Source organism: Allobosea spartocytisi (assembly GCF_014764685.1).
Lineage (GTDB): Bacteria > Pseudomonadota > Alphaproteobacteria > Rhizobiales > Beijerinckiaceae > Allobosea > Allobosea spartocytisi.
The window spans coordinates 363,549-387,393 of record NZ_JACXWY010000002.1 but is presented as its reverse complement, the minus strand read 5'-3'; the positions used below and the strand labels follow the sequence as shown (position 1 = coordinate 387,393).

General features: G+C 65.6%; 26 protein-coding genes and 1 riboswitch. Of the genes, 9 read left to right on the top strand and 17 right to left on the bottom strand.

The window, feature by feature from the left end; translation table 11 throughout:
- A complete protein-coding gene (gene clpS, locus IED13_RS04655) occupies positions 1-342 on the bottom strand; it encodes an ATP-dependent Clp protease adapter ClpS (protein ID WP_038368775.1) in 342 nt (113 codons plus the stop codon).
- Between the two features lie 302 nt (positions 343-644).
- On the opposite strand from clpS, the gene kdsA reads away from it, so the two are divergent.
- The gene (kdsA, locus tag IED13_RS04650) at positions 645-1,514 is read left to right on the top strand and encodes a 3-deoxy-8-phosphooctulonate synthase (RefSeq protein WP_191123515.1); all 870 of its coding nucleotides are present in this window, start codon (positions 645-647) and stop codon (positions 1,512-1,514) included.
- Positions 1,507-2,703: an MFS transporter gene (locus tag IED13_RS04645; protein ID WP_191123514.1), complete on the top strand. Its 1,197-nt coding sequence runs from the start codon at positions 1,507-1,509 to the stop codon at positions 2,701-2,703. The genes kdsA and IED13_RS04645 overlap by 8 nt, the downstream gene beginning before the upstream one ends.
- A 134-nt stretch (positions 2,704-2,837) precedes the next feature.
- On the opposite strand, the gene queF is transcribed toward IED13_RS04645, so the two are convergent.
- The gene (gene queF / locus IED13_RS04640) at positions 2,838-3,293 is read right to left on the bottom strand and encodes a preQ(1) synthase (RefSeq protein WP_191123513.1); all 456 of its coding nucleotides are present in this window, start codon (positions 3,291-3,293) and stop codon (positions 2,838-2,840) included.
- A 269-nt stretch (positions 3,294-3,562) separates the two neighbouring features.
- Between queF and IED13_RS04635 the strand changes: the two genes are divergently transcribed.
- Positions 3,563-3,847: a hypothetical protein gene (locus IED13_RS04635; RefSeq protein ID WP_133563851.1), complete on the top strand. Its 285-nt coding sequence runs from the start codon at positions 3,563-3,565 to the stop codon at positions 3,845-3,847.
- Here IED13_RS04635 and IED13_RS29055 read toward each other — a convergent pair whose 3' ends face one another.
- Positions 3,848-3,973, bottom strand: a complete 126-nt coding sequence (locus IED13_RS29055; RefSeq protein ID WP_260368326.1) for a hypothetical protein — start codon at positions 3,971-3,973, stop codon at positions 3,848-3,850.
- 301 nt (positions 3,974-4,274) lie between these two features.
- Here IED13_RS29055 and eno point away from each other — a divergent pair, with 301 nt between their 5' ends.
- Positions 4,275-5,558 carry a phosphopyruvate hydratase gene (gene eno / locus IED13_RS04630; RefSeq protein ID WP_191123512.1) on the top strand — a complete coding sequence of 428 codons (1,284 nt, stop codon included), beginning with the start codon at positions 4,275-4,277 and terminating at the stop codon, positions 5,556-5,558.
- A 21-nt stretch (positions 5,559-5,579) separates the two neighbouring features.
- Here eno and IED13_RS04625 read toward each other — a convergent pair whose 3' ends face one another.
- On the bottom strand, positions 5,580-6,230 hold the full coding sequence (locus IED13_RS04625; RefSeq protein WP_191123511.1) for a hypothetical protein: 651 nt from the start codon (positions 6,228-6,230) through the stop codon (positions 5,580-5,582).
- A gap of 172 nt (positions 6,231-6,402) precedes the next feature.
- On the opposite strand from IED13_RS04625, the gene IED13_RS04620 reads away from it, so the two are divergent.
- The gene (locus tag IED13_RS04620; RefSeq protein WP_113253039.1) at positions 6,403-7,386 is read left to right on the top strand and encodes a DMT family transporter; all 984 of its coding nucleotides are present in this window, start codon (positions 6,403-6,405) and stop codon (positions 7,384-7,386) included.
- Here IED13_RS04620 and IED13_RS04615 read toward each other — a convergent pair.
- From IED13_RS04615 to IED13_RS04595, 5 genes are all read right to left on the bottom strand, one after another.
- Positions 7,306-8,088, bottom strand: a complete 783-nt coding sequence (locus IED13_RS04615; RefSeq protein ID WP_191123510.1) for a hypothetical protein — start codon at positions 8,086-8,088, stop codon at positions 7,306-7,308. The two genes, IED13_RS04620 and IED13_RS04615, sit on opposite strands and share 81 nt — an antisense overlap.
- Positions 8,085-9,260 (bottom strand): tRNA guanosine(34) transglycosylase Tgt, encoded by a 1,176-nt coding sequence (gene tgt / locus IED13_RS04610; RefSeq protein WP_404801881.1) that lies wholly within the window; start codon positions 9,258-9,260, stop codon positions 8,085-8,087. The genes IED13_RS04615 and tgt overlap by 4 nt, the downstream gene beginning before the upstream one ends.
- A 209-nt stretch (positions 9,261-9,469) precedes the next feature.
- Positions 9,470-9,826 (bottom strand): ArsC family reductase, encoded by a 357-nt coding sequence (locus IED13_RS04605; protein WP_191123508.1) that lies wholly within the window; start codon positions 9,824-9,826, stop codon positions 9,470-9,472.
- Positions 9,827-9,838: 12 nt separating this feature from the next.
- Complete coding sequence (locus IED13_RS04600) at positions 9,839-10,546, bottom strand: glutathione S-transferase N-terminal domain-containing protein (protein ID WP_191123507.1); 708 nt, start codon at positions 10,544-10,546, stop codon at positions 9,839-9,841.
- A gap of 114 nt (positions 10,547-10,660) precedes the next feature.
- On the bottom strand, positions 10,661-11,257 hold the full coding sequence (locus IED13_RS04595; RefSeq protein ID WP_191123506.1) for a 2'-5' RNA ligase family protein: 597 nt from the start codon (positions 11,255-11,257) through the stop codon (positions 10,661-10,663).
- A 199-nt stretch (positions 11,258-11,456) separates the two neighbouring features.
- On the opposite strand from IED13_RS04595, the gene IED13_RS04590 reads away from it, so the two are divergent.
- Together IED13_RS04590 and IED13_RS04585 are read left to right on the top strand one after the other, a co-directional pair.
- Positions 11,457-11,882 carry a GbsR/MarR family transcriptional regulator gene (locus tag IED13_RS04590; RefSeq protein ID WP_260368325.1) on the top strand — a complete coding sequence of 142 codons (426 nt, stop codon included), beginning with the start codon at positions 11,457-11,459 and terminating at the stop codon, positions 11,880-11,882.
- A gap of 67 nt (positions 11,883-11,949) precedes the next feature.
- The gene (locus IED13_RS04585) at positions 11,950-12,633 is read left to right on the top strand and encodes a methyltransferase family protein (RefSeq protein ID WP_191123504.1); all 684 of its coding nucleotides are present in this window, start codon (positions 11,950-11,952) and stop codon (positions 12,631-12,633) included.
- A gap of 152 nt (positions 12,634-12,785) precedes the next feature.
- Here the strand turns inward: IED13_RS04585 and IED13_RS04580 are convergent, their stop codons facing one another.
- The 4 genes from IED13_RS04580 to IED13_RS04565 all read right to left on the bottom strand — a co-directional run bounded on the left by IED13_RS04580 (position 12,786) and on the right by IED13_RS04565 (position 17,548).
- Positions 12,786-13,703, bottom strand: a complete 918-nt coding sequence (locus IED13_RS04580; RefSeq protein ID WP_191123503.1) for an oxidoreductase — start codon at positions 13,701-13,703, stop codon at positions 12,786-12,788.
- A 49-nt stretch (positions 13,704-13,752) separates the two neighbouring features.
- Positions 13,753-14,322 carry a TetR/AcrR family transcriptional regulator gene (locus IED13_RS04575; RefSeq protein WP_038368066.1) on the bottom strand — a complete coding sequence of 190 codons (570 nt, stop codon included), beginning with the start codon at positions 14,320-14,322 and terminating at the stop codon, positions 13,753-13,755.
- Positions 14,323-14,572: 250 nt separating this feature from the next.
- Positions 14,573-16,141, bottom strand: a complete 1,569-nt coding sequence (gene guaA / locus IED13_RS04570; protein ID WP_191123502.1) for a glutamine-hydrolyzing GMP synthase — start codon at positions 16,139-16,141, stop codon at positions 14,573-14,575.
- Positions 16,142-16,249: 108 nt separating this feature from the next.
- Complete coding sequence (locus tag IED13_RS04565) at positions 16,250-17,548, bottom strand: RsmB/NOP family class I SAM-dependent RNA methyltransferase (protein WP_113253033.1); 1,299 nt, start codon at positions 17,546-17,548, stop codon at positions 16,250-16,252.
- Positions 17,549-17,730: 182 nt separating this feature from the next.
- On the opposite strand from IED13_RS04565, the gene IED13_RS04560 reads away from it, so the two are divergent.
- Positions 17,731-17,871: a hypothetical protein gene (locus IED13_RS04560; protein ID WP_166653092.1), complete on the top strand. Its 141-nt coding sequence runs from the start codon at positions 17,731-17,733 to the stop codon at positions 17,869-17,871.
- A 216-nt stretch (positions 17,872-18,087) separates the two neighbouring features.
- Positions 18,088-19,248: a glycerophosphodiester phosphodiesterase gene (locus IED13_RS04555; RefSeq protein WP_191123501.1), complete on the top strand. Its 1,161-nt coding sequence runs from the start codon at positions 18,088-18,090 to the stop codon at positions 19,246-19,248.
- Between the two features lie 28 nt (positions 19,249-19,276).
- Here the strand turns inward: IED13_RS04555 and crcB are convergent, their stop codons facing one another.
- The 4 genes from crcB to IED13_RS04535 all read right to left on the bottom strand — a co-directional run bounded on the left by crcB (position 19,277) and on the right by IED13_RS04535 (position 23,566).
- Positions 19,277-19,705 (bottom strand): fluoride efflux transporter CrcB, encoded by a 429-nt coding sequence (gene crcB / locus IED13_RS04550; RefSeq protein WP_038368783.1) that lies wholly within the window; start codon positions 19,703-19,705, stop codon positions 19,277-19,279.
- 79 nt (positions 19,706-19,784) lie between these two features.
- A riboswitch (Fluoride riboswitch) is annotated at positions 19,785-19,847 on the bottom strand.
- Positions 19,848-20,169: 322 nt separating this feature from the next.
- Complete coding sequence (locus IED13_RS04545; RefSeq protein ID WP_370954309.1) at positions 20,170-20,964, bottom strand: amino acid ABC transporter ATP-binding protein; 795 nt, start codon at positions 20,962-20,964, stop codon at positions 20,170-20,172.
- A gap of 20 nt (positions 20,965-20,984) precedes the next feature.
- Positions 20,985-22,361 carry an amino acid ABC transporter permease gene (locus IED13_RS04540; protein ID WP_038368076.1) on the bottom strand — a complete coding sequence of 459 codons (1,377 nt, stop codon included), beginning with the start codon at positions 22,359-22,361 and terminating at the stop codon, positions 20,985-20,987.
- Positions 22,362-22,372: 11 nt separating this feature from the next.
- Complete coding sequence (locus tag IED13_RS04535) at positions 22,373-23,566, bottom strand: amino acid ABC transporter permease (RefSeq protein ID WP_248311273.1); 1,194 nt, start codon at positions 23,564-23,566, stop codon at positions 22,373-22,375.
- Positions 23,567-23,845: the final 279 nt, after the last annotated feature.

Sequence of the window (23,845 nt, the reverse complement as noted above, 5' to 3'; positions counted from 1 at the left end):
CTACTTCTTCTCCATCACGCATTGCAGCGGATGCATGTGCTTGCGCGCCAGATCCATCACCAGCGTAACCTTGGTCTCGGCGACCTCGTAAGTGAAGACGCCGCATTCGCCGACGCCGTTCTGATGCACATGCATCATGATCCGCGTGGCTTCGGAGCGATCCTTGTTGAAGAACCGCTCCAGCACGTGAACGACGAACTCCATCGGCGTGTAGTCGTCGTTCAAGAGCAGAACACGATAAAGATTGGGCTTGCGCGTGCGAGTCCGGGTCAGCACCGCCGTCCCGGTTCCCTCGCGCCCGCCATCGGCCGGCGGCCCGGCCCGTTTCGGGCGGTCGGCCATGCCGACGGTGCCCGCGACACGCTCAGCGCGCGCGGACATCTCCTGCGAAATCCCGGCTCGCATCGCTCTGCCCTGGCCTGCCTCGCTCATATCCGTCCGCGCCGTACCCAACCGATCCCGCATCACGATCCAAGATAGTGCTTCGTCACCGAATTTACAGACCTCGTCTCCGCTTCGCCAGCCTGTTCGCGTCGCAGCCGATCAACTCTGCGCTGGCCTCGCCCGCCCTGCCCCCGGACCGCGACTTGACCGGGGCGGTGCAGCAGCCATATGCCCGGCTGCCCGCCCGCAAAGGAAATGCCATGACCCCGCACGCCATCGTCTCCATCGGCGAGGATCTCGCCCGGCCCGTGCGCTTCGGCAACGCCCTGCCGCTCGCGCTGATCGCCGGCCCCTGCCAGATGGAAAGCCGCGGCCATGCGCTGGAATGCGCGCTGGCGCTCAAGGAGATCGCGACGGCGCTCGGCATCGGGCTGGTGTTCAAGACCTCCTTCGACAAGGCGAACCGGACCAGCGTGCGCGGCCAGCGCGGCATGGGGCTGGAGGCCGCCCTGCCCGTCTTCGCGGAGATCCGCGAGCGCACCGGCATGCCCGTCCTGACCGACGTGCATGATGCGAGTCAATGCGCGCCCGTGGCGGAGGTGGTGGACGTGCTGCAGATCCCCGCCTTTCTTTGCCGTCAGACCGACCTGCTTGTCGCGGCGGCGAAGACCGGCCGGGTGGTCAACATCAAGAAGGGTCAGTTCCTCGCTCCCTGGGATATGGTGAACGTCGCCAACAAGGTAACGGAAAGCGGCAATGCGAATGTCATGCTGACCGAGCGCGGGGCCTCCTTCGGCTACAATATGCTGGTCACCGACATGCGCTCCCTGCCGATCATGGCCGAGATCGGCGCCCCCGTGATCTTCGACGCCACCCATTCGGTGCAGCAGCCGGGCGGCAAGGGCTCCTCCTCCGGGGGGCAGCGCGAATTCGTGCCGGTGCTCGCGCGGGCGGCGGTGGCGGTCGGCGTCGCCGGCGTCTTCATCGAGACGCACCCCGACCCGGACAAGGCGCCGTCCGACGGGCCGAACATGGTGCCGCTGGCGGAGTTCCAGAGCCTGATCGCCGAGCTGCAGGGTTTCGATCGTCTCGCCAAGGGCCGCCCGTCGCCAAACCTGGCCTATGTCTGAGCTGAAGCCGGCCGCCGGCCATGATCTCGGCGCCCTCATCCCCGTGCTGGGGCTGTGCGGCTTCGCCTCGACCTTCACCATGCGGCTGGTCGACCCGCTGGTGCCGACCCTCGCCGCCGAATTCGGCCAGAGCATCCACCAGATCGCCTTCCTGGTGACGGCCTTCGCCGGCTGCTATGCGCTCGGCCAGCCCTTCCTCGGTCCGATCGCCGACTCGGTCGGGAAGCTGCGCAGCATCTCGACCTGCCTCGCCTTGCTGTGCGTGCTGTCCGGCCTCGCGGCCTTCGCCACCAACTACTGGATGCTGTTCGCGCTGCGTGCCGGAGCCGGCGTGATGGCGGGCGGCGTGATCCCCGCCGCGATGGCGGCGATCGGCGATAGGGCTCCGATGGCCGAGCGGCAGATCATGCTCGGTCGCTTCCTCGTCATCATGATCATCGGCCAGATGGCGGGCGCCTCGTTCTCGGGAGTGGTCGCCGACCATATCGGCTGGCGGGCGGTGCTGGGGGTGGCTGCCGCGCTCGCGGCCTGCGGCGCGCTGGTGGTGCGGCTCGTCCTGAAGCCCCGGCCCCTCGCCGAACGGCCGCCGCTGAGTCTCGCCGGCGCCATGACGAGCTACGCAGCCGTCTTCGCCAATCCGCGCAGCAAGGTGCTGTACGGCCTCGTGCTACTGGAAGGCGCGCTGATCTTCGGCTTGCCACCCTTCGTCGCTGCGATCCTGCACGAGCGCTCGGGCACCGGCCCATCCGAGGCGGGGATCGCCATCGGCGCGATGGGGCTTGGCGGGTTGGTCTATGGCCTGCTGACGCGCATCCTTGTCCAGCGCGTCGGACCCGCGCAGATGATGCGCCTTGGCGGGCTTGCCGTGGCGCTGGCCGATTTCGCCTTCATCCTGCCAGCGCCGTGGTGGACGTCGATCGGCGTCTTCCTGTCAATCGGCTTCGGATTCTTCCTGATCCACGGCACGTTTCAGGCCCAGGCGACGGAGCTCGCTCCCACGGCACGCGGTTCGGCCATGGCCCTCTTCGCCTGCTTCTTCTTCATGGGCCATGCGACCGGGCCGCTGCTGATGGGCACGGCCCTTCAAGCGCTCGGCACGCAAGGAGCGCTCGCCCTCTTCGGTACCGCCGTCGGCCTGCTCGGGCTGATGGCGCCGAAGCTGCTGCCGCCCTTGGGCTCGCGGACCTGAGAGGTATACGCCGCCGTCATGCTCGGGCTTGACCCGAGCATGTCTTCCCAAAGGACGTTCCCTGCGCTCCTCTGCCCGGAGTTTCTCGGGTCAGGCCCGAGAACGACACCCGGCTCCAAAACGTCCGGCCGGCCTCAGCGCCCGCGATAGGGCGCGACGCCCTGGTCGGGCAGCCAGAGCCCCTTCGGCGGCTCGCCGGTCTGCCAGAACACGTCGATCGGGATGCCGCCGCGCGGATACCAGTAGCCGCCGATACGGAACCATTCCGGCTCCAGCAGATCGACCAGCGTCTTGCCGATGCCGACGGTGCAATCCTCATGGAAGGCGCCGTGGTTGCGGAACGAGGCGAGATAGAGCTTGAGCGACTTCGACTCCACCAGCCACTGGCCCGGCAGATAGTCGATGACGAGGATGCCGAAATCCGGCTGGCCCGTCACCGGACAGATCGAGGTGAATTCCGGGCAGGTGAAGCGGGCGAGATAATGCGTGCCGACATGGGGATTGGGCACGCGGTCGAGGCGGGCTTCCTGCGGCGAGGCCGGCAGCGCGCTGGATTGCCCGAGCTGCAAGGTCGAGGCGTCGATGGACATCGGATGCTCCTGTGTTTGCGCCGCTTCTAGAGCAGGACGCCAAACAGTGGGAGCCGGTTTTTCGCGAGAATCCTGCCCCAACCCTTTCGCCAGAGCATCTTGCGCGATGACGGGAGCTGCCCGTGCAGGCGCATGACCCTTCGGCGCGCATCGGGGTCGGGCCGCATAGCCTCGCCTGTATCGGACAAGCGCAGAGACCGCCCTAAAGACCTACCGGGTGCGATATCTCAATATTTATCGATCTTCCACACGCATCCTTGCGACGCACCATGCAACATCATAGTGCAAATCAATGGCGTAACGGATCAGATCCCGATAATTTTATGATAATTGCGGGTATATTATTTCTACTCGGTATTCTGATTGGCCTGTCCTATGGCTATCCGGCCATCGTCATTGCCAGCGCCGCCTTGACGCTCTTTTTCTTTCCGCTCTGGTTGATCCGCGGAGAGCTGAGCTTCTTCACCCTCTTCATCTGGATCGGCTATCTGTTCGCGCTCCAGAGCGGCTTCCTGCTTGGCAGCTATTTCGCCACGCCGGATGACGAGGCGTGATCACCAGAACCAGATCGGCCTGCCGGCGTAGAGGCACAGGCCGACCCACCACGCGACGGTCAGCGCGCACCAGAACAGGACAAGGGCGAGAGAGGGGCGACGACGAGCGGACATATTCTGGAACATGCTTGTTTCCCGATGAGGCGAAGCGCCAAAACCATCGAAAAATCCGCAATCATCGCGCCACGCCTTGCCGGTCCGCGTTCCAGAGTAGCCGCTCTTCACACAGTCTCCTCTCGCCTGATCGCGCGGGCCAGAAAAACGCGATCGGCCTTGCCGCGATGCGCAACCAACAAGGAGGCCTCATGATGGCTTCCCGCGCCATGACGCGCCGGCCGGCTTGACCCCACCCCATGTCTAGCCAAGGCCGGGAACAGCCTCTAGAAGCTGCCTGTCCTTCCCGCTTGCCCCTTCTCCGGAGCCTGCCATGACCGCCATCATCGACATCATCGGACGCCAGATCCTCGATTCCCGCGGCAATCCGACGGTCGAGGTCGATGTGGTGCTCGAGGACGGCTCGATGGGCCGCGCCGCCGTTCCCTCCGGCGCCTCGACCGGCGCGCATGAGGCGGTGGAGCTGCGCGACGGCGACAAGTCGCGCTATCTCGGCAAGGGCGTCCTGCAGGCTGTCGAGTCGGTCAATGTCGCGATCGCCGAGGCGATCGTCGCGATGGACGCCGAGGACCAGACCGCGATCGACCAGACGATGATCGAGCTCGACTGCACGCCGAACAAGCGCAAGCTCGGCGCCAACGCCATCCTCGGCGTCTCGCTTGCCGTCGCCAAGGCTGCTGCCGAGGCGTCCGGCCTGCCGCTCTACCGCTATGTCGGCGGTACCTCGGCCCGCGTCCTGCCCGTGCCGATGATGAACATCGTCAATGGCGGCGCCCATGCCGACAATCCGATCGACTTCCAGGAATTCATGGTGATGCCGATCGGCGCGACCTCCTTCGCGGAAGGCCTGCGCATGGGCTCGGAGATCTTCCACACGCTGAAGAAGAAGCTGCACGACGCCGGCCACAACACCAATGTCGGCGACGAGGGCGGCTTCGCCCCCAACATCAAGTCGGCGGAAGCGGCACTGGATTTCGTCATGCAGGCGGTCGAGGCGGCCGGTTACAAGCCGGGCGAGGACATCGCGCTGGCGCTCGACTGCGCCGCGACCGAGTTCTTCAAGGACGGTTCCTATGTCTATGAGGGCGAGCGCAAGACGCGCGATCCCAAGGCGCAGGCCAAGTACCTCGCCAAGCTCGTCGGCAGCTACCCGATCGTCTCGATCGAGGACGGCATGGCCGAGGATGACTGGGAGGGCTGGAAGGCTTTGACCGACCTCGTCGGGGCGAAGTGCCAGCTCGTCGGCGACGATCTCTTCGTCACCAATGTCGAGCGCCTGTCGCGCGGCATCAAGAGCAAGACCGCCAACTCGATCCTGGTCAAGGTCAACCAGATCGGCACGCTGACCGAGACTCTCGCCGCCGTCGATATGGCGCAGCGCGCCGGCTACACGGCGGTGATGTCGCACCGCTCGGGCGAGACCGAGGACTCGACCATCGCCGACCTCGCCGTCGCCACCAATTGCGGGCAGATCAAGACCGGCTCGCTCGCCCGCTCTGACCGGACCGCGAAGTACAACCAGCTTCTGCGCATCGAGGAAGAACTCGGCACGCAGGCGATCTATGCCGGCCGCGCCGCGCTGAAGGCCCTCGCCTGATCGAGGCCCGCGCTGCCGCGCTCACCAGCGCGGCAGCAGGCCGCTCGCCTGCGACAGGCCCCAGGAGCCGACGGCCTGCACGCCGCCAGCAGCCCCCGAAACGGCATCGACGACCTTCGTCGCCGGTGCGATCACGAGACGGCTCCAGGAATCGTCGTGGGACGTCTCGGCCGTCGAGGCGATCTCGATCGCCGTCGCCGCGGCGGGGGGCAGGATGACCAGCGGCCCCGATGCCGCAACGGCGCGGGTCGTCGGCGAAGCGCTCCGGCGCGACACTGCACGGGGCGTGCTGTCGCCCGCCCGCGGCCGGCGCTCGGAGAGCATCGCGAGCTGCGGCGGCGCCCACTCCCCGATTTCCGGCCAATTCAACGACATCGGCATCGCCAGCGCCGCCGGCGTGACCGGCGCGTTGGCCAGGATCTCCGCGCCCCCGGCCGAGATGCGCTCCAGCCGGTCGGCGATCTTGCCGTTCCGCAGCATCGCCAGCGCCGGTACGGACGCCTGATTGCCGATCGCGGCGCGGGCTCCTTGTCCGGGCGCCGTACCGGACAGAAGCGCAGGCAGCGCCGCGAGCAAAGCAACAGTCGTCACCACGCCCAGCGAAAGCAGGAGGTGGTGGCCGAGCCGGCTCGCCATCGCTGCCGGGCTGGGTGGATAGAGGGTGCTGGACATCGCTGCCACTCCGGATCGCTCGCTGCCCCTTTGGCTCGCGGGAGCCAACAAGCCCTGCCCTGTGGGCGGCAGAAGGGCCGAACCGGGGCGCAATTGCGGTTCGCATCCGCAAGCGCGGGCGCCATGCGCAACGGCCCGTAACGGCAGTGCAGCAATCGCGCTATGCCAGCGCATGGATCAGCGCGTCGCCAGCCTTCCCGCACCTCAGGACAAGGAGCGCCGCCGACGCCGGCTCGCCGTCGCCGGCATGCTGCTCAGCGTGCTGATCTTCGGCTCCAACTTCGTCGTCAGCCGGCACGCCATGCTCAACGGCGTCGGTCCGCATGATCTGATGGCACTGCGTTTCGCGACGGCGGGCCTGTTGCTGATGCCGCTCTTCCTGCGCGGGGGCGGCTTGGCCACCTGTGGCGGCGTCGGCTGGAACCGCGGCCTCTGGCTCGCGGCGACCAGCGGCTTCCCGATGACCTTCCTGATGCTGACCGGCCTCACGATGGCACCCGCCGCCCATGGCGCCACGATCGGCCCCGGCACCGTGACCGTGATCGGCATCGTCGGCAGTGTCGTCCTGTTCGGAGCAAGGCTCTCCGCGCCGCTGATCGTCGGCATCCTCGGCGTGATCTGCGGCTTGAGCTTCCTCGCCTTCGCCGGCAGCAGCGGGGCGGCGTCCGAGACGCTCAGGGGCGATCTCTGCTTCCTCGGCGTCGGGCTGCTCTGGGGCTTCTACCCACTGCTGATCCAGCTCTGGAAGATCGACGGCCTCAAGGGGGCGGTGATCGTCTCGGTGCTGTCGCTCGCCTATCTGCCGATCTACTTCCTGTTCTTCTTCCGCGGCTTCGACATCGCGCCCTGGTGGGTTCTCCTCCTGCATGCGCTCTATCAGGGCGTCGTCAACGTCATCCTGGGTCTGTGGCTCTGGGGCTGGGCCGCGCATGTGCTGGGCGCCGCCGTGGTCGGGCGGTTTCCGCCGCTGATCCCTGTCACCGGCACAACGCTCGCCATTCCGGTGCTGGGCGAGCTCCCCGGCCCGATGCAGCTCGCCGGATTCGGTCTGATCGTCAGCGGGCTGTTCGTGGCGTCATGGCGCCGGCCGGTGCGCCAGGAGCCCGAGATTCCAGCAGATCGACAACAGCAATCCGAGAGCCAGCGCCGGTCCTGAGCCGAGCGGGACGGCCGTGAAGTGGAGCACGGCCAGGCCGAGGCCGACGCCGAGCAGGCCGAGCGCGCCATTCCCGATCAGGGCGGCGGTCGCGGCCCCGCCGATGCGCGGCTGCAAGATCAGGACAAGGCTCGACAGCACCAGCGGGAGCCCGGCGAGGATGCCCGACCAGTTCGCCCCGACCTGATGGCTCGCCACGGTGACGCCGCCGACCAGGGCGGCGACGCAAGCGGCGCGCAGCGGGACTGCGAACCAGGCCCGCTTGGACAGGACGGAAGGCCGCGCAGCGAGAAACGGCCGCACCAGGAGATGGACCAGGACAAGCGCGACCGTGGCGAGCAGCGTCAGGGGCAAAGCCGCCAGCGACAGGGCTCGCACCCCGAGCAGCACCGCGATCCAGGCCGTCAGCGCGGCAGCAAGGCTCGGCAGCGTCGCCAGGCGTTGCGCCGCCAGGACATAGGCCAGGACGAAGCCGGCATTGGCGACGTTGGAATGCATCGTGCCGCGGGCGCTCTCGGCGATAAAGGCCGGCTCGTGCTCGAGCGCCAGGAAGAACAGGACCGGGCCGAGCGAGATCGGCAAGGTGGCGATCATCGCCGCGAGCTTCGGCCCGCTGCGCTCGGCGATCAGCGAACAGGTGACCACCACAGCGGCCGCGATCGCCATCTTGACGAGCAGCAGGCCGGGATCGGTAACGGTCACGCCGGGCTGCTTCCGGGTTCGCCCCTGGCCCAGCCTTCCTTCGTCTCGGCGATGAAATCGGCCAGGCGCCCGGCCGCGATGGCACCACGCAGGTCGGCCATCAGCTCCTGATAATAGGCGAGGTTCACCCAGGTCAGCAGCATCTTGCCGAGCATCTCCTCGGCCTTGACCAGATGGTGGAGATAGGAGCGCGACCAGCCATTCGCGGCCGGGCAGGCGGATTGCTCGTCGATCGGGCGCGGATCCTCGGCGTGCTTGGCGTTCTTGAGGTTCATCCGGCCGAAGCGGGTGAAGATCTGGCCATGGCGACCGGCGCGCGTCGGCATCACGCAGTCGAACATGTCGATGCCGCGCGAAACCGCCTCGACGATGTCGTCGGGCGTGCCGACGCCCATCAGATAGCGCGGCTTCTCCTGCGGCAGATGCGGCTCGACGGCCTCGATCATCGCCAGCATGACCTCCTGCGGCTCTCCGACCGCGAGCCCGCCGACGGCATAGCCCTTGAGATCCATCGCGGCGAGCTCGCGTGCGCTCTCGACGCGCAGGCTCGGCACAGCCCCGCCCTGCACGATGCCGAACAGCGCGCGGCCCGGATGGGTGCCGAAGGCCGTTTTGCAGCGCTCGGCCCAGCGCAGCGACAGGCGCATCGCCTTCTCGGCCACCTTGTCCTCGCAGGGCAGCGCGACGCATTCGTCGAGCTGCATCACGATGTCGGAGCCGAGCAGGTTCTGGATCTCGACCGAGCGCTCGGGAGTCATCACATGCTTCGAGCCGTCGATATGCGACTGGAAGGTGACGCCCTCCTCGGTCAGCTTCCTGAGCTGCGACAGGGACATCACCTGGAACCCGCCCGAGTCGGTCAGGATCGGGTGAGGCCAGTTCATGAACTTGTGCAGCCCGCCGAGCCTCGCGATACGCTCGGCCCCCGGACGCAGCATCAGATGATAGGTGTTGCCGAGCACGACATCGGCGCCGAGCGCCCTCACCTGCTCGGGATACATGCCCTTGACGGTCGCGGCCGTGCCGACCGGCATGAAGGCCGGCGTGCGGATGACGCCGCGCGGCATGCTGATCGCGCCGGTGCGGGCTGCGCCGTCGCGGGCCGCGACCTTGAAGGTGAATTCGGGAGTGGCAGCGATGTCCGGCTGCATGGGCTGGGACTGAACGGTCATAGCCTGCGAGGTAGAGCAGCGCGCCGGTTTAGGGAAGAGACCCGCGCGCCGGATGGGCCATGCGTCATCACCGGGAATCCCGATCAGATCGTCATCCCGGGCCACCGCAGGAAGACCCGGGATCCATGCCGGAACCTTCATCGGAAAGGCTCAGCCATGGATCCCGGATCGGCGCCGCTACGCGGCTTGTCCGGGATGACCCGGTTCTTCTACTTCCCCGCGACCGCCGCCTCGTAAACCTCCGGCTTGAAGCCGACGATCGTGCTGCCCTTGCCGAGATCGAGCACCGGGCGCTTGATCATCGAGGGCTGAGCCAGCATCAGCGCGATCGCCTTGCCAGCGTCGAGCCCCTGCTTCTCGGCATCCGGCAGGGTCCGGAAGGTCGTTCCGGCACGGTTCAGCACCGTCTCCCAGCCATGCTCCTTCACCCAGCCTTCCAGCGAGGCGCGGTCGATGCCGCTCGCCTTATAGTCGTGGAAGGCGTGAGCGACGCCGTGGCTGTCGAGCCAGGCGCGCGCCTTCTTCATCGTGTCGCAGTTCTTGATGCCGTAGATCGTCGTCGTCATACCGAGCGCGCCTCAGGCCGGACGCTTCGGGCTGTCGAGGCCGCGCTGCACCGCCGGGCGCGACAGGCAGCGTTCCAGCCAGATCGGCACATGCGTCAGGCTGGCATAGTCGACGAGTTCGCCGGCGCCATAGAAGCCGACGAGGTTGCGCACCCAGCCGAGCATGGAAATATCGGCGATGGTATAGTCGTCGCCCATGATCCAGGTGCGGCTGCCCAGCCGGTCCTCCAGCACGCCGAGCAGGCGCTTGCTTTCGTTCGCGTAACGATCACGCGGGCGCTTGTCCTCATATTCGCGCCCGGCGAATTTATGGAAGAAGCCGAGTTGGCCGAACATCGGCCCGATCGCCGCCATCTGGAAGAAGACCCACTGGATGGTCTCGTAGCGGGCGGCAGGGTCCTTCGGCAGGAGCTTGCCGGTCTTCTCGGCGAGATAGAGCAGGATCGCGCCGGATTCCCACAGACCGAAGGGCTTCCCGTCCGGCCCATCGGGGTCGATGATCGCCGGGATCTTGCCGTTGGGGTTAAGCGAGAGGAATTCCGGTCCCCAGGTCTCGTTCTTGCCGATGTCGATCAGATGCGGCTCATAGGGCAGTTCCAGCTCCTCCAGCGCGATCGAGGCCTTCACGCCGTTGGGCGTCGGCAGCGAATAGAGCTGGATGCGGTCGGGATGGCTGGCGGGCCAGCGCTTGGTGATCGGGAAAGCGGAAAGATCGGCCATCGGGTGCTCCGGTTGAATCGGGAGAGCTTCGGGCGGGCACGATAGAGCCGGATGGGCTCAAGGCAACGGGGCAACCGCATTAGCTTCGCAAAGCCGGTTTGCGATGGTGCACGATCAGCGATTGGCCAGGGGCCAGCGGCCGAGGATTTCATAAGGCTGGTGCGGAACGCTCCGGATCAGGGCGAAGTCCGCCACGCGCCAGCCCAGCGGCCGCACGCGGAACGCCTTCGTCCGAAAGCGGGCATAGAGCAGCGTCAGATGAGGATGGCAGGGAGAGCGCCTGCCCCGAAAGCCGCCTACCCTCAGTTCCCGATCCAACGCGTCGTGAAGCCGGTCTGCCCCGATCACGCTGTCCTGGCCGGTCATGACGAGCGCCGGTTTCTCCGATCCTTGGGCGAAGGTCGCGACTTCGTCGAGCCGCAGCTTGAAGCCATCCTGCCTGACACGTCCCGCCGCGCAGTGCATCAAGGCGAGTTCCTGCGAATCCGGTTCGCGACGTTCAGGCCATCCCCAAAGCGTGACGTGGTATTTGCCGATACCGCGTGGATTGCCGGACAGATCGAACCAATTGCGCAGCGCGCAGGCCATATGGTCGGCCGCGGCCGCTGCGATCGGATTGGGCAGAAGCGCGAAGAAATAATGGGCCCGTTCGGGCAGCCGGACACTCCGTTCCATGGTCGCCTCCTTCGAAAAAATGGCCGAGGGCGACATTCTAGAACAAATCAGGAACATTCGTAAATCGTGATTTTCCTCTCGCACCGCCCGGACCCGGGACCGGGGCACACCGCGATTTTGCGCTCGAAGACTGTCATGAGGCATCGCTGTTGAGGCTTGCCGCCAGTCACATTTCCCCTATATTCGGAATATGCCGAATATATCAAACAAGCCCAGCAAGGATGAGCAACGGTTCGTGGAGGACGTGGCCCGGCTGCTCACGCCCTGGGGCGTGCCGCCCGTCGCGGCTCGCCTTTATGGCTATCTGCTTCTCTGCCCCGGCCCCGCCAGCCTCGACCAGATCACCGAGGGCCTCGAGATCAGCAAGAGCAGTGCAAGCGTCGCCGCGCGACTGTTGGAGAGTTACACGCTGGCGCGTCGCCATAGTCAGCCCGGGACAAAGCGTGCGCTCTATGCCGTGGCAGACGATTACGAAGTCATGATCCGGCAGCAGAACCGCCTGCTCGACGCCTTGGCCGAACAGTTGAACGCCGGAGCCGAAATCGCCGCGTCCAAAACGGCAAGCGCGCGTCTCGACGAGATGGCCGATTTCTATCGGGTGATGCGCGGCGCCATGGAAGACGCCATGAGCCGCTGGAAGCGTGGCCGGCGACCCCGGTGAGAAACGAACTCCCGCAGCGGCGTATGCCGCGCGGAAGGATCAACAGCTTCGACGCGAGAGGCAGGCAATGAGTCTCGTTCTCAATCTTATCCTCCAGACGATCGTCTGGTTCGGCTTCATGGGCGCGATCATCTTCGGCGCCGCAGGTACGATGGCCTACACCGGCGGCTGGCTCTATCTCGGCCTGATGGTCGCGCTTTCGATCCTGTTTGGGACGATCATGGCGCGTATCGATCCCGGGCTCCTTAGAGAACGCCTGAAGTCGCCCATGCAGAAGGACCAGCCTCTAGCCGACAAGCTGGTTCTCGTCCCGATCCTGCTCCTCATCTTCGGAGGCATGGGCTTCATGGCAGCCGATGCGGCGCGCTGGCACTGGTCGACCATGCCGCCATCCGTGCAGTGGGCAGGTTGCGCCCTTCTTCTGGCGGCGCTGGTCTTCGTTTACTGGGTCATGCGCACGAACAGCTTCGCGGCGCCGGTCGTGAAAATACAAAAGGATCGCGGACAGGCGGTCATCTCGACAGGCCCTTATGCCATCGTCCGCCATCCCATGTATTTCGGCTCGCTCTTCTACATCGCCGGCACGTCGCTCGTGCTCGGCTCGTGGTGGGGACTTGCGACAGTCCCCATCCTCGCCCTCCTGTTCGGCATCCGGATCGGCATCGAGGAGCAGGCGCTGCGGACGGGCCTCGAGGGCTATGACGATTACGCGCGCCGCGTGCGCTGGCGCCTGATACCGCTTATCTGGTGAGACGACTGACCCGCGGCCACTCCCAGCAGACTGTTCGGATTGACCATAAGCATCTGATTTCAATATAAATTTCTTAGCTTGGATAACAATAAGCCGACATGGGATCTGTAAAAATCCACGCTGTTGATTTTAACCGTTGTCGCCTCGTGAGGTCACGCGGCCGGCAAGCCTGGATCGATGCCGGTCATGGCGATGGATGCTTCCCACAGCCGCTTCGCGAGCGCTGAATCTTCGGCATGCGGCGCGCGCTTTGCTTCGCCGGCTACACCGCGGATTCCGCCAAAGCCGGTGGGACCATAATAGCCTCCGGGTTTCACCTCGCCGGTCGCGGCCAGAAGTGCCGGCCACGCGCCCTTGTCGGCGCTATTGAGCAACAGGCCGACGATTGGGCCGACGGTCTGGATCAGCCCCATGTGACGGCCAAGACTTGTGGCAGCGACTCCAGGATGAATGCCGATGGCTGTGACGGGCGACTTCGCCGCACGCAGGCGACGATCCAGCTCGAAGAAGAACAGCGCGTTCGCCAACTTACTGGCGCCGTAGCGCTCGGTCTTGACATAACTCTTGTCGGCGTTGAGGTCGTCCCAGTCGATCTTGGCCTTCAGATGTGCGACGCTCGAGGTCACGACCACCCGCGCTCCCGGAGTCTCCGCAAGTTTAGGCAGGAGCAGCGCAGTGAGCGCGAACACGCCGAGATGATTGACGCCGAACTGCGATTCAAACCCCTGCTTCGTGCGCGTCAGCGGCGGGTTCATGACCCCGGCATTGTTGATGAGCGCATCGATCCGGGACTCCTTCGCGGCGATCTCGGCTGCGGCGCGAATGCTGTCCAGGTCACCGAGGTCCAGCGGCAACCAGATGAGATCCGCATTCGGCGTGATCCGCTTGATCCGCGCAATGGCATCCTGCGCCCTAGTCTGCTCGCGGCAGCCAAGCAGGACGCGCGCGCCCCTGGCGGCAAGCACCCGCGCGATTTCAAATCCTACGCCGGCGTTGGCGCCTGTGACGATGAAGCTTTTTCCCGTTTGTTCGGGGACGTTGGCTTCGGTGAAACCCTTACTATTCGACACTTTCGATCCCTGTCTATGAGTGACTACATACTCATTTATGAGTTAAAATTTAAGCGGCGGACCCCTTCCAGAACAGGTCGAACCCGGCCTGCCGGATGGCGTCACTTTCCTGGGGTTTGGCCGCGACCGCGTTGATGCTGATATCGGCTAAATCGAAGAGAATGGTATCGATGTAGAAGGCGATCCTGTCAGGCGCGGTATGGCCGGCGAGACACTCCTCCACCATCGTTCGCGCATCTCGCTGCATGGCGTGACACCGGTTCCGGCTTTCCGCCGTCACGCGATCCGACACCTTCAACTGGCGAAGGGCCTTGCGCGCTGTGGCATGAGCCACCCCCCAATCAATCAGACGGTTCCAGACCGCGAATAGCCGATCTTGGGCGGAGGCGTTCGCGGGATATGGCGCCAGCATCGTCTCTGTGAGGTCGGTCTCGATCTCCAGAAAGAGCTGATTCAGCAGATCGTCCTTGGTTGGAAAGTAAGTGAACAGCGTCCCCTCGGAAACGCCAGCAGCCTTTGCGATCTTGGCCGTGGACGCGCCTGTGCCCAGGCTGGCCACGAACTCGGCCGCTGCATCGAGCAGCGCCTGTCGCTTTTCTTCACTGACGGGACGCGCCATATTTCGGCCTAACGATATTGAGTGAGTAGATGCTCAATTATCTAGGCGATGGCATCAGATTGGTCAAGGGATGCAGCCCCATCTTTCGCGGTCCGCGACGCCCAAGCAGGAATGTCCGCTATCTTTTGGGAATCGCTCTGAAGCCGACCGAGCACAAAGTCTCGCAAGCGGACATTTTCGGTACTGTCGAGGTGTGTAAACCGCCTACACTACGACACGGTTTCCCGCAGTATCCGAAACGACGCTCCTGTCACTCCCACTCGATCGTGCCGGGCGGCTTCGACGTCACATCGTAGACGACGCGGTTGATGCCCTTGACCTCGTTGATGATACGGGTCGCCGCACGGCCGAGGAAATTCATGTCGAAGGGATAGAAATCCGCCGTCATGCCGTCGACCGAAGTCACCGCGCGCAGAGCGCAGACATGGTCGTAGGTGCGGTAGTCGCCCATCACGCCGACGGTGCGGACCGGCAACAGCACGGCGAAGGCCTGCCAGATCACGTCGTAGAGGCCCGCCTTGCGGATCTCGTCGAGATAGATCGCATCCGCCTTGCGCAGGATGTCGAGCTTCTCCTTGGTGATCTCGCCCGGGCAGCGGATGGCGAGGCCCGGCCCCGGGAAGGGGTGGCGGCCGACGAAGGCCTCGGGCAGGCCGAGCTCGCGGCCGAGCACGCGGACCTCGTCCTTGAACAATTCGCGCAGCGGCTCGACGAGCTTCATCTTCATGCGCTCGGGCAGGCCGCCGACATTGTGGTGGCTCTTGATCGTCACCGAAGGCCCGCCGGAGAAGGAGACGCTCTCGATCACGTCGGGATAGAGCGTGCCCTGTGCCAGGAAATCGGCGCCGCCGATCTTGGCGGCTTCCGCGTCGAAGACCTCGATGAAGAGGCGGCCGATGGTCTTGCGCTTGGCTTCCGGATCGGGACCGACCTTCTCCAGCTCGGAGAGGAAAAGCTCCTCGGCCTCAACATGGACGAGCGGGATGTTGTAGTGATCCCTGAACAGGGTCACGACCTGCTCGGCCTCGCCGAGGCGCATCAATCCATGATCGACGAAGACGCAGGTAAGCTGGTCGCCGATCGCCTCATGGATCAGCACCGCAGCCACCGCCGAATCGACGCCGCCGGAAAGCCCGCAGATGACCCGGCCGGTGCCGACCTGCTCCTTGATCTTCTTGCTCATCTCGGCGCGATAGGCCGACATGCTCCAGTCCGGCTTGCAGCCGCAGATTTCGACGACGAAATTGCGCAGCAGCTTGCCGCCATCCGGAGTGTGGACCACCTCCGGGTGGAACATCGTGGTGTAGAAGCGCCGCGCTTCATCGCTTGCCACCGCGAAGGGGGCGTTCTCTGAAGTCGCCTTGACCGAAAAGCCCTGCGGCAATTCGGTGACGCGGTCGCCATGGCTCATCCAGACCGGATAGCGCGCGCCCTTCTCCCAGACGCCTTCGAACAGCTTCGAGGGCGCGACGATCTCGACATCGGCGCGGCCGAACTCGGCGGCATGGCCGCCCTCGACCTTGCCGCCCAGCTGATGCGCCATGGTCTGCTGGCCGTAGCAGATGCCCATCAGCGGGATATTCGCGGTGAACACCGCCTCCGGGGCGCGCGGGCTGCCCTCGTCCGGCACCGAGGCCGGGCCGCCGGAGAAGATCACGCCCTTGGGCTTCAGCCGCTGGAACGCCTCGCCCGCCGACTGGAACGGGGCGATCTCGCAATAGACGCCGATCTCGCGGATGCGCCGCGCGATCAGCTGCGTCACCTGCGAGCCGAAATCGATGATGAGGATGGAGTCGTGATGGGGCTGAGCGCTCGTCATCGCGTCCCGTTAGAGCATCGGACCGAAAAGTGGAACCCACTTTTCGGGGCAATCCGATGCGGCCGCAGAGTATGGATCATGCGGGCGCGCGCAATGGCTGCCCCCGCCTCAATCCCCGCGTCGCAGGCAAGCCAGATAGAACCCGTCCGTCCCGGTCCGGCGCGGCGAGAGCTGCAGGCCGAATTCCGTGGCGAAGCGGGCGAGCAGGGAGAAGTCGCTCTCGGCCCCGGTGAGCACGTCGATCGGCGCCACCGCGGCAAAACCCTGGTGACGGCCGAGGAAGGCGCGGATCGCCTCGTCGTTCTCCTCCGGCAGCATCGAGCAGGTGATGTAGGCGATGCGCCCGCCCGGCTTCACCAGCCTGGCGGCGCGGGCCAGCACCTCGGCCTGGTCCTTGATCCGCTCGGCGAGCGCGCCGGGGCGCACGCGCCATTTCGCATCGGGATTGCGCCGCCAGGTGCCGGAGCCGGTGCAGGGCGCATCGACCAGAACGAGATCGGCCTGTCCGGCGACATCCGCCAAAGGCTCGTGGCCGCGCGAGCGCGGAATGCGGATATCGACGATGTCGGCGCCCGAGCGCGCCAGCCGGTCATGCAGCGGGGCAAGGCGGCGGCTGTCGAGATCGGTGGCGTAGAGATTGCCGCGATTGGCCATCAGGGCTGCCAGCGCCAGCGTCTTGCCCCCTGCCCCGGCGCAAAGATCGATCACCGTATCGCCGGGCTTCGCGCCGGCAAGCAAGGTCACGAGCTGCGAGCCTTCGTCCTGGATCTCGAAGGCACCGGCAAAGAAGGGGGCTTCAGTCTGAAGCGACGGGCCGCGCCCGTCATGGCCGGGCTGGAAGCGCAGGGCGTCGGGCGACCAGGCGCCCTCTTCCGGCTGGAGATGGGCGAGATCCTTCAGCACCGCATCACGGCCAGCCTTGAGCCGGTTGACGCGCAGATCGACGGGCGCGCGCGCCGCCAAGGCCCGCGCCTCCTCCACCGCCATCGCGCCGAACGCCGCCTCGAAGGCGGGCCAGAGCCATTCCGGCACGTCCGCGCGAATCCAGTCGGGCGCATCGTCATCCGAGAAGGCGGTGAGCAGGGCCGTCTCGTCGGCGCTGAGCGGCGCGGGCGCGTGGTTCTCGCCGGAGCAAAGCGCGGCGATCTCGGCGAGCGGCAGGCCGCGCAGGCCCATCAGCATGCCCAGCACCAGCGCGCGCGGCTCCTCGGAAGCCATGGCGTAGCTGGAGGAGGCCTTGCGGCGCAGCGCGTCATAGACCAGCGAGGCGACGGCCGCGCGGTCCTTGGAGCCGGCGAAGCGGCGCGACAGGCCCCAATCCTTGAGCGCGTCGGCAGCCGGGCGACGGCGCTCGATGATGTCCTGCAGCACCTCGATGGCGGCGCTGATCCGGGCGGCTGGCGTCATGGTCGTTCGATCCTGGCGCGGGCCGCTGGGGCATGGCGCCGCGAAACAAGGGCAAGGTCAGTTTCAACGCATTCCATCATGTCGCTGCGGCATGGGTATCGCGGCGGCATGTTCTTGACGCGGTCGTTTCATAAGCAGAAAGACGATGCAACCGCATGTCGCGGCCAATGGGACACGACACCATGAAAAATGCCGCCCGCCTTGCCGTTCTCGGCCTCTTCGCCTTCGCTCTCGCCGCTTGCGCCACCCAGCCGCAGGCCGATCTGACCCCGCCGCCCGCCAAGCGCCTCGACGCCAAGACCACGCTCGAGAATCACCGCTGAGGTTCCGTTTGGAAACGCCCTGAACCCTCATCCCGAGCCGTCATTCCGCCCGGAATGGCCTCTCGGAGCAGGGTCGAGAGTTTCCAAACAGATTCCTGACGTCCGGTTCGCAGTCGGTCGTCTCCGGCCGGCAGCGCACAGGCGCGAACGCACTTCATGGGGATGTCACATCCCGCGGCCTAGCTTCGCGCGCCCTTTCGCGAGCCGAGGCCCATCATGAAGAAGACGCTGCTTTTCTCGACATCGCTTTTCGCCGCCCTGGCGCTGCAACCGCTGACCGTCGGCGCGCAGTCCGCGCCGACGCTTTCGGGCCAACCGCCCCTCGTCATCGCCCATCGCGGCGCCAGCGGCTATCTGCCGGAGCACACGCTCGAAGGTTACCGGCGCGCCATCGCACTCGGTGCCGACTTCATCGAGCCGGACCTGGTCTCGACCAAGGACGGCGTGCTGGTCGTGCGCCACGAGCCGATGCTGAGCGGCACCACCGATGTCGCCGACCGCCCGGAATTCGCCGGCCGCAAGACCACCCGCAAGCTCGACGGCATCGAAACAGCGGACTGGTTCGCCAACGACTTCACGCTGGCCGAGATCAAGACGCTGCGGGCCAAGCAGGCCTTTGCCGACCGCGACCAGTCGCATAACGGCAAATACGAGATCCCGACCTTCCAGGAGGTGATCGACCTCGCCAAGGCGGAGAGCGCCCGCACCGGCCGGACCATCGGCATCTATCCGGAAACCAAGCACCCGACCTACCACGCAGCGCTCGGCCTCGCCTTCGAGGACAAGCTGCTCGACATGCTCACGGACGCAGGCTGGACGCAGAAGAGCTCCCCGGTCTTCATCCAGAGCTTCGAGACGGCGAACCTGAAATATCTGCGCAAGAAGACGCAGCTCCGGCTCGTGCAGCTCGTTGACGGCGACGGCGTCGACAAGGACGGCAAGGTCACGCTGGCCGCCCCCTTCGACCGGCCCTACGACTTCGCGGTGCTCGGCGACAACCGCACCTTCCCCGACATGCTGTCGCCGGAGGGCCTCAAGGAGATCGCTACCTATGCCGACGGCGTCGGCCCCTGGAAGGTCTATCTGATCGGCGCCCGGCAGACGATCGGCCCGGACGGCAAGCCGAAGGACCTCAACGGCGACGGGAAGATCGACGAGCGCGACCGCAACGTCATCGCGCCGACCAATGTGGTGAAGGACGCGCATGCGGCCGGGCTGGTGGTCCACCCTTGGGCCTATCGCAGCGAGGCGCACCGGCTCGCGGCCGACTACAACAACGACCCGGTTGCCGAATACAAGGCCCATCTGGCGCTCGGCATCGACGGCATGTTCACCGACTTCACCGACCACGCCGTGAAGGCGCGCGACGGCAAGTAGGCCGCAAGGCTTGCCCAGGGAGGAAGCTTCAGGCCTCCTCCTCCATGACCATCTGAGCGATGCGCGGATCACCGTTGAACCGGGTGGCGGCGGCGTGGCCGACCGCGACGGCCGTCACGCAGAGCACGACGGAGGCGACGACGTTGATCGCCGCCCGCACCGTCTCGCCGCTGCGCAACAGGTCGAGCGTCTGCAGGCTGAAGGACGAGAAGGTGGTGAAGCCGCCGCAGAGGCCGACCATCACGAACAGGCGCACGGGCTCGGACACCGGGAAGCGGCCGCTCGCCAGCGTCAGCGTGCCGAAGAAGCCGATGACGAAGGAGCCGGCGATATTGATGAGGATGGTGCCCCAGGGCAGGCTCCCGCTGATCGGCAGCGCAAGCACGGAGATGAGGTAGCGCGCCAGCGTACCGAGCGCGCCTCCGATCATGACGAAAACGACGGTCGAGAAGGACATGCTCGCTTCGGCTCCCTTGTCGACGGGCATGAAAAAACCCGCCTTGCGGCGGGCTGCGGACGGCTTCCCACCGCAGTTTCGTGCGGTAGGAGTCATCAGCCCTCACGGGCGGTTTCGGGGGAACTCCATCCCCATCGCCGGTGAGAATAGGATGCCGCGCGGTCCGGCGCAACGGCGTTCGCGGGCGCCGGCCGCATGATTTCCGCATTGGACCGTCGTGATTTTACCCAGAACCTCCGCCGTCATCCCGGGCTTGACCCGGGATCCATGTTGGAGCGCCTCCGATCGAGATTCAGGCATGGATCCCGGATCTGCGCGGAGTTTATCCTTGGGCCGATCGAAGATCGGACCCGAGGGTTGCGTCCGGGATGACTCGCGCTTCCACCACGACGCAATGCTCGACGAAAAAGAAAAGCGCGCCGGTTTCCCGGCGCGCTTTCGCAATTCGATCTAACCCCATCTTCTCAGTGCAGGATCTGGCTGAGGAAGAGCTTGGTGCGCTCGTGCTGCGGGTTCTTGAAGAACTCGTTGGGGGTGTTCATCTCGACGATCTGGCCGGCGTCCATGAAGATGACGCGGTCGGCGACCTGGCGGGCGAAGCCCATCTCGTGCGTGACGCAGAGCATGGTCATGCCCTCCTCCGCCAGCGAGACCATGGTGTCGAGCACCTCCTTGACCATCTCGGGGTCGAGCGCCGAGGTCGGCTCGTCGAACAGCATGATCTTCGGGCTCATGCAGAGCGAGCGGGCGATCGCCACGCGCTGCTGCTGGCCGCCCGAGAGCTGGCCCGGATATTTATGAGCCTGCTCGGGAATCTTGACGCGCTTGAGATAGTGCATGCCGATCTCCTCGGCGTCCTTCTTGGGCATCTTGCGGACCCAGATCGGCGCCAGCGTCAGGTTCTCCAGGATCGTCAGATGCGGGAACAGGTTGAAGTGCTGGAAGACCATGCCGACGTCGCGGCGGATCTCGTCGATCTTCTTGAGATCGTTGGTGAGCTCCGTGCCGTCGACGACGATCTGGCCCTTCTGGTGCTCCTCCAGCCGGTTGATGCAGCGAATCATCGTCGACTTGCCCGAACCGGACGGGCCGCAGATGACCAGCTTCTCGCCGCGGGAGACCTTGAGGTTGATGTCACGCAGCACGTGGAACTCCCCGTACCACTTGTTGACGCCGACCATCTCCACCGCCGTCGCGGTCTTCAACGAGGTCGGCTTCAGCGCTGCCGGGCGGGTGTCGGTGATCTTGGTTTCGGCCATTGCCATGGTTTTTGTCCCTCTCAACGTCTTTGGCCGGCAGCCAGGCGCTTCTCGACCGCAATCGAATATCGCGACATGCCCCAGCAGCACAGGAAATAGAAGATCGCGGCAAAAGCATAGCCCGTCGTCCGCGTCGTCGGCGTCGCCCAGGTCGGATCGACCAGCGTCGCCTGGATCGTGTTCAGGAAGTCGAAGATGCCGACGATCGCGACCAGCGTCGTGTCCTTGAACAGGCCGATGAAGGTGTTGACGATGCCGGGAATGACGATGCGCAGCGCCTGCGGCAGGATGATCAGGCGCATCATCTGCCCGTAGCCGAGGCCGAGCGACATCGCTCCTTCGAACTGCCCCTTCGGAATCGCCTGGAGGCCGCCGCGGATGACCTCCGCCATATAGGCCGAGGCGAAGACCGCGACGCCGATCAGCGGCCGCAGCAGCCGGTCCGGCGAATATTCCTGCGGCACGAAGAGCGGCAGCATGGTGTTCGCCATGAACAGCACCGTGATCAGCGGCACGCCACGCACGAACTCGATGAAGATCACCGAGAGCAGCTGGATGATCGGCAGCCGCGAGCGGCGTCCCAGCGCCAGGACGACACCCAGCGGCAGCGAGAAGACGATGCCGACCGCCGAGATCAGGAAGGTCACCGTCATGCCGCCCCACAGGCCGGTATCGACCCGCGGCAGACCGAGCTGCTGCTGGATGACGGCGATCAGCCCGAAGACGACGAGCGCCATCAGGATCAGCCGCTTCGGCCGGTAGAAGCGCTGCCAGGGCGACGCCTCGCGCTCCGCCGCCAGCAGCGGCGCAGGGGTCCAGAACGCCAGCGAAGGCACGAAGGACACCACGGCGTAGAGCACCGCCAGCGCGGCGCTGAGCAGCAGCAGATTGCGCAGCAGCCCCTCGGCCGTCGCGCCGCCGAGCAGCAGGATGAAGCCGCTGAGCGGCAGGATGATGAAGAAGAAGAAGGCGCCGAGCTTCTTCAGCGGCGCCTTGTTCCAGAGGAGCCAGACGACGCCGAGCGCGAACATCACGAAGACGATGTTGACCCGCCAGCGCTGCGAGACCGGATAGGAGCCGTAGACGAAATACTGGAAACGATCGACCACATAAGGCCAGCACGCGCCGACCGGCCGGCCGATCTTGTCGGCGAGACAGGCTTCGCGGTTCGCACCGGTCCAGACGGCGTCGAGGATGTAGAACCGCACCAGGTCCTCCACCCCGACGATGACGATGTAGAGGCTCACCAGCGTCAGGACCGTGCCCAGCGGGCTGGAGAACAGGTTCGAGCGGATCCACGCCACCGGGCCGGCCACCGAGAGCGGCGCCGGCTGCTGCGCGAGCGTTTCCCTGCGGACGAAGGCGTTGGGTGCGTTGTCGAGAGTTGCGTCGGTCATCGCTTACGCCCTCACCGTTCCACCAGCGCCATGCGCTTATTGTAGATGTTCATCGCGAACGAGGTCACAAGCGAGATCGTGAGGTAGACCCCCATCGTAATCGAGACCATTTCGACGGCCTGGCCGGTCTGGTTCAGCACCGTGCCCATGAAGACCTGAGTGAGATCGGGATAGCCGATCGCCACCGCCAGCGACGAATTCTTGACGAGGTTGAGGTATTGCGAGGTCAGCGGCGGGATGATGACGCGCATCGCCTGCGGCACGACGACGAGCTTCAGGGTCGGCCCCGACCTCAAACCGAGCGCGTTGGCGGCTTCCGTCTGCCCTTTCGAGACAGCGAGGATGCCGGCGCGCACGACCTCGGCGATGAAGCCCGCCGTGTAGGTCGACAGGCCGACGAGGAGCGCGACGAATTCGGGGAAGATCTGCAGGCCGCCCGTCAGGTTGAAGCGGCCCTGCTGCGGATACTCGAAGGATAGCGGCTGGCCGGCCAGCAGGAAGACGATCAAGGGCATGCCGATGACCAGGCCGAACGCCACCCAGCCGTTCGGATACTGCTTCCCCGTCTTGGCCTGCTGCCCGCGCGCCCAGATGTAGAACGCGATCGAGCCCGCGATGCCGATGAGGAAAGCGATCACCACCCACTCGAAGGCCGGTGCAAATTGCGGGTTCGGGAAGATGATGCCGCGGTTGTTCAGATAGATGCCGCCGGGCAGCGAGATCGAATTGCGCGCGTCCGGCAGGGGCTTCAGCACCGCGTTGTACCAGAAGAAGAGCTGGAGCAGCAGCGGGATGTTGCGGATGACCTCGACATAGATCATCGCCAGCTTGGCGATGATCCAGTTGCTGGAGAGCCGCGCGACGCCGACCGAGAAGCCGATGATCGTCGCCAGCACGATGCCGAGCGCGGCGACGAGCAGCGTGTTCAGCAGGCCGACGAAAAACGCCTGACCATAGGTCGAGCCCGAAGCGCTGAAGGGGATGAGCTTCTGGTTGACGTCGAAGCCGGCCGCGTTGTGCCAGAAGCCGAAGCCCGAGGCGATCTTCTGCGCCCGCAGGTTCTCGATGACGTTCGAGGCGGCTGACCAGATCAGGAAGCCGACCACCAGCAGCAGAACGATCTGATAGACATAGCCCCGGATCTTCGGATCGTAGAATAACGACGCCTTGCCGGGTGATACCGTTTCGGTCGGGATGCTCGACACCTGTTACGCCCTTTTTTCTTCGCTTGTTGAGGCCGGCGATCCTGCGGCGGTGCGACTCCACCGAAGGCCGTTTGGTCCGGACCGATTGTCTCTGATCATTCCTGTCCGTCGTCGATCGCGCTTCCTGCGATGGCGGATGCGCCGCGCCTGTGACGCCCTGTCGCCAAGGCGTGCGGGTACCGCCTCGCCGGCCCATCCGCCGGGCTCGGCTGCGAAGAAACCGGCCGCGCTCGCAGCCTCTCGATCGAACTCTTCATCGTCATTCCCCTGTCGGAGCGG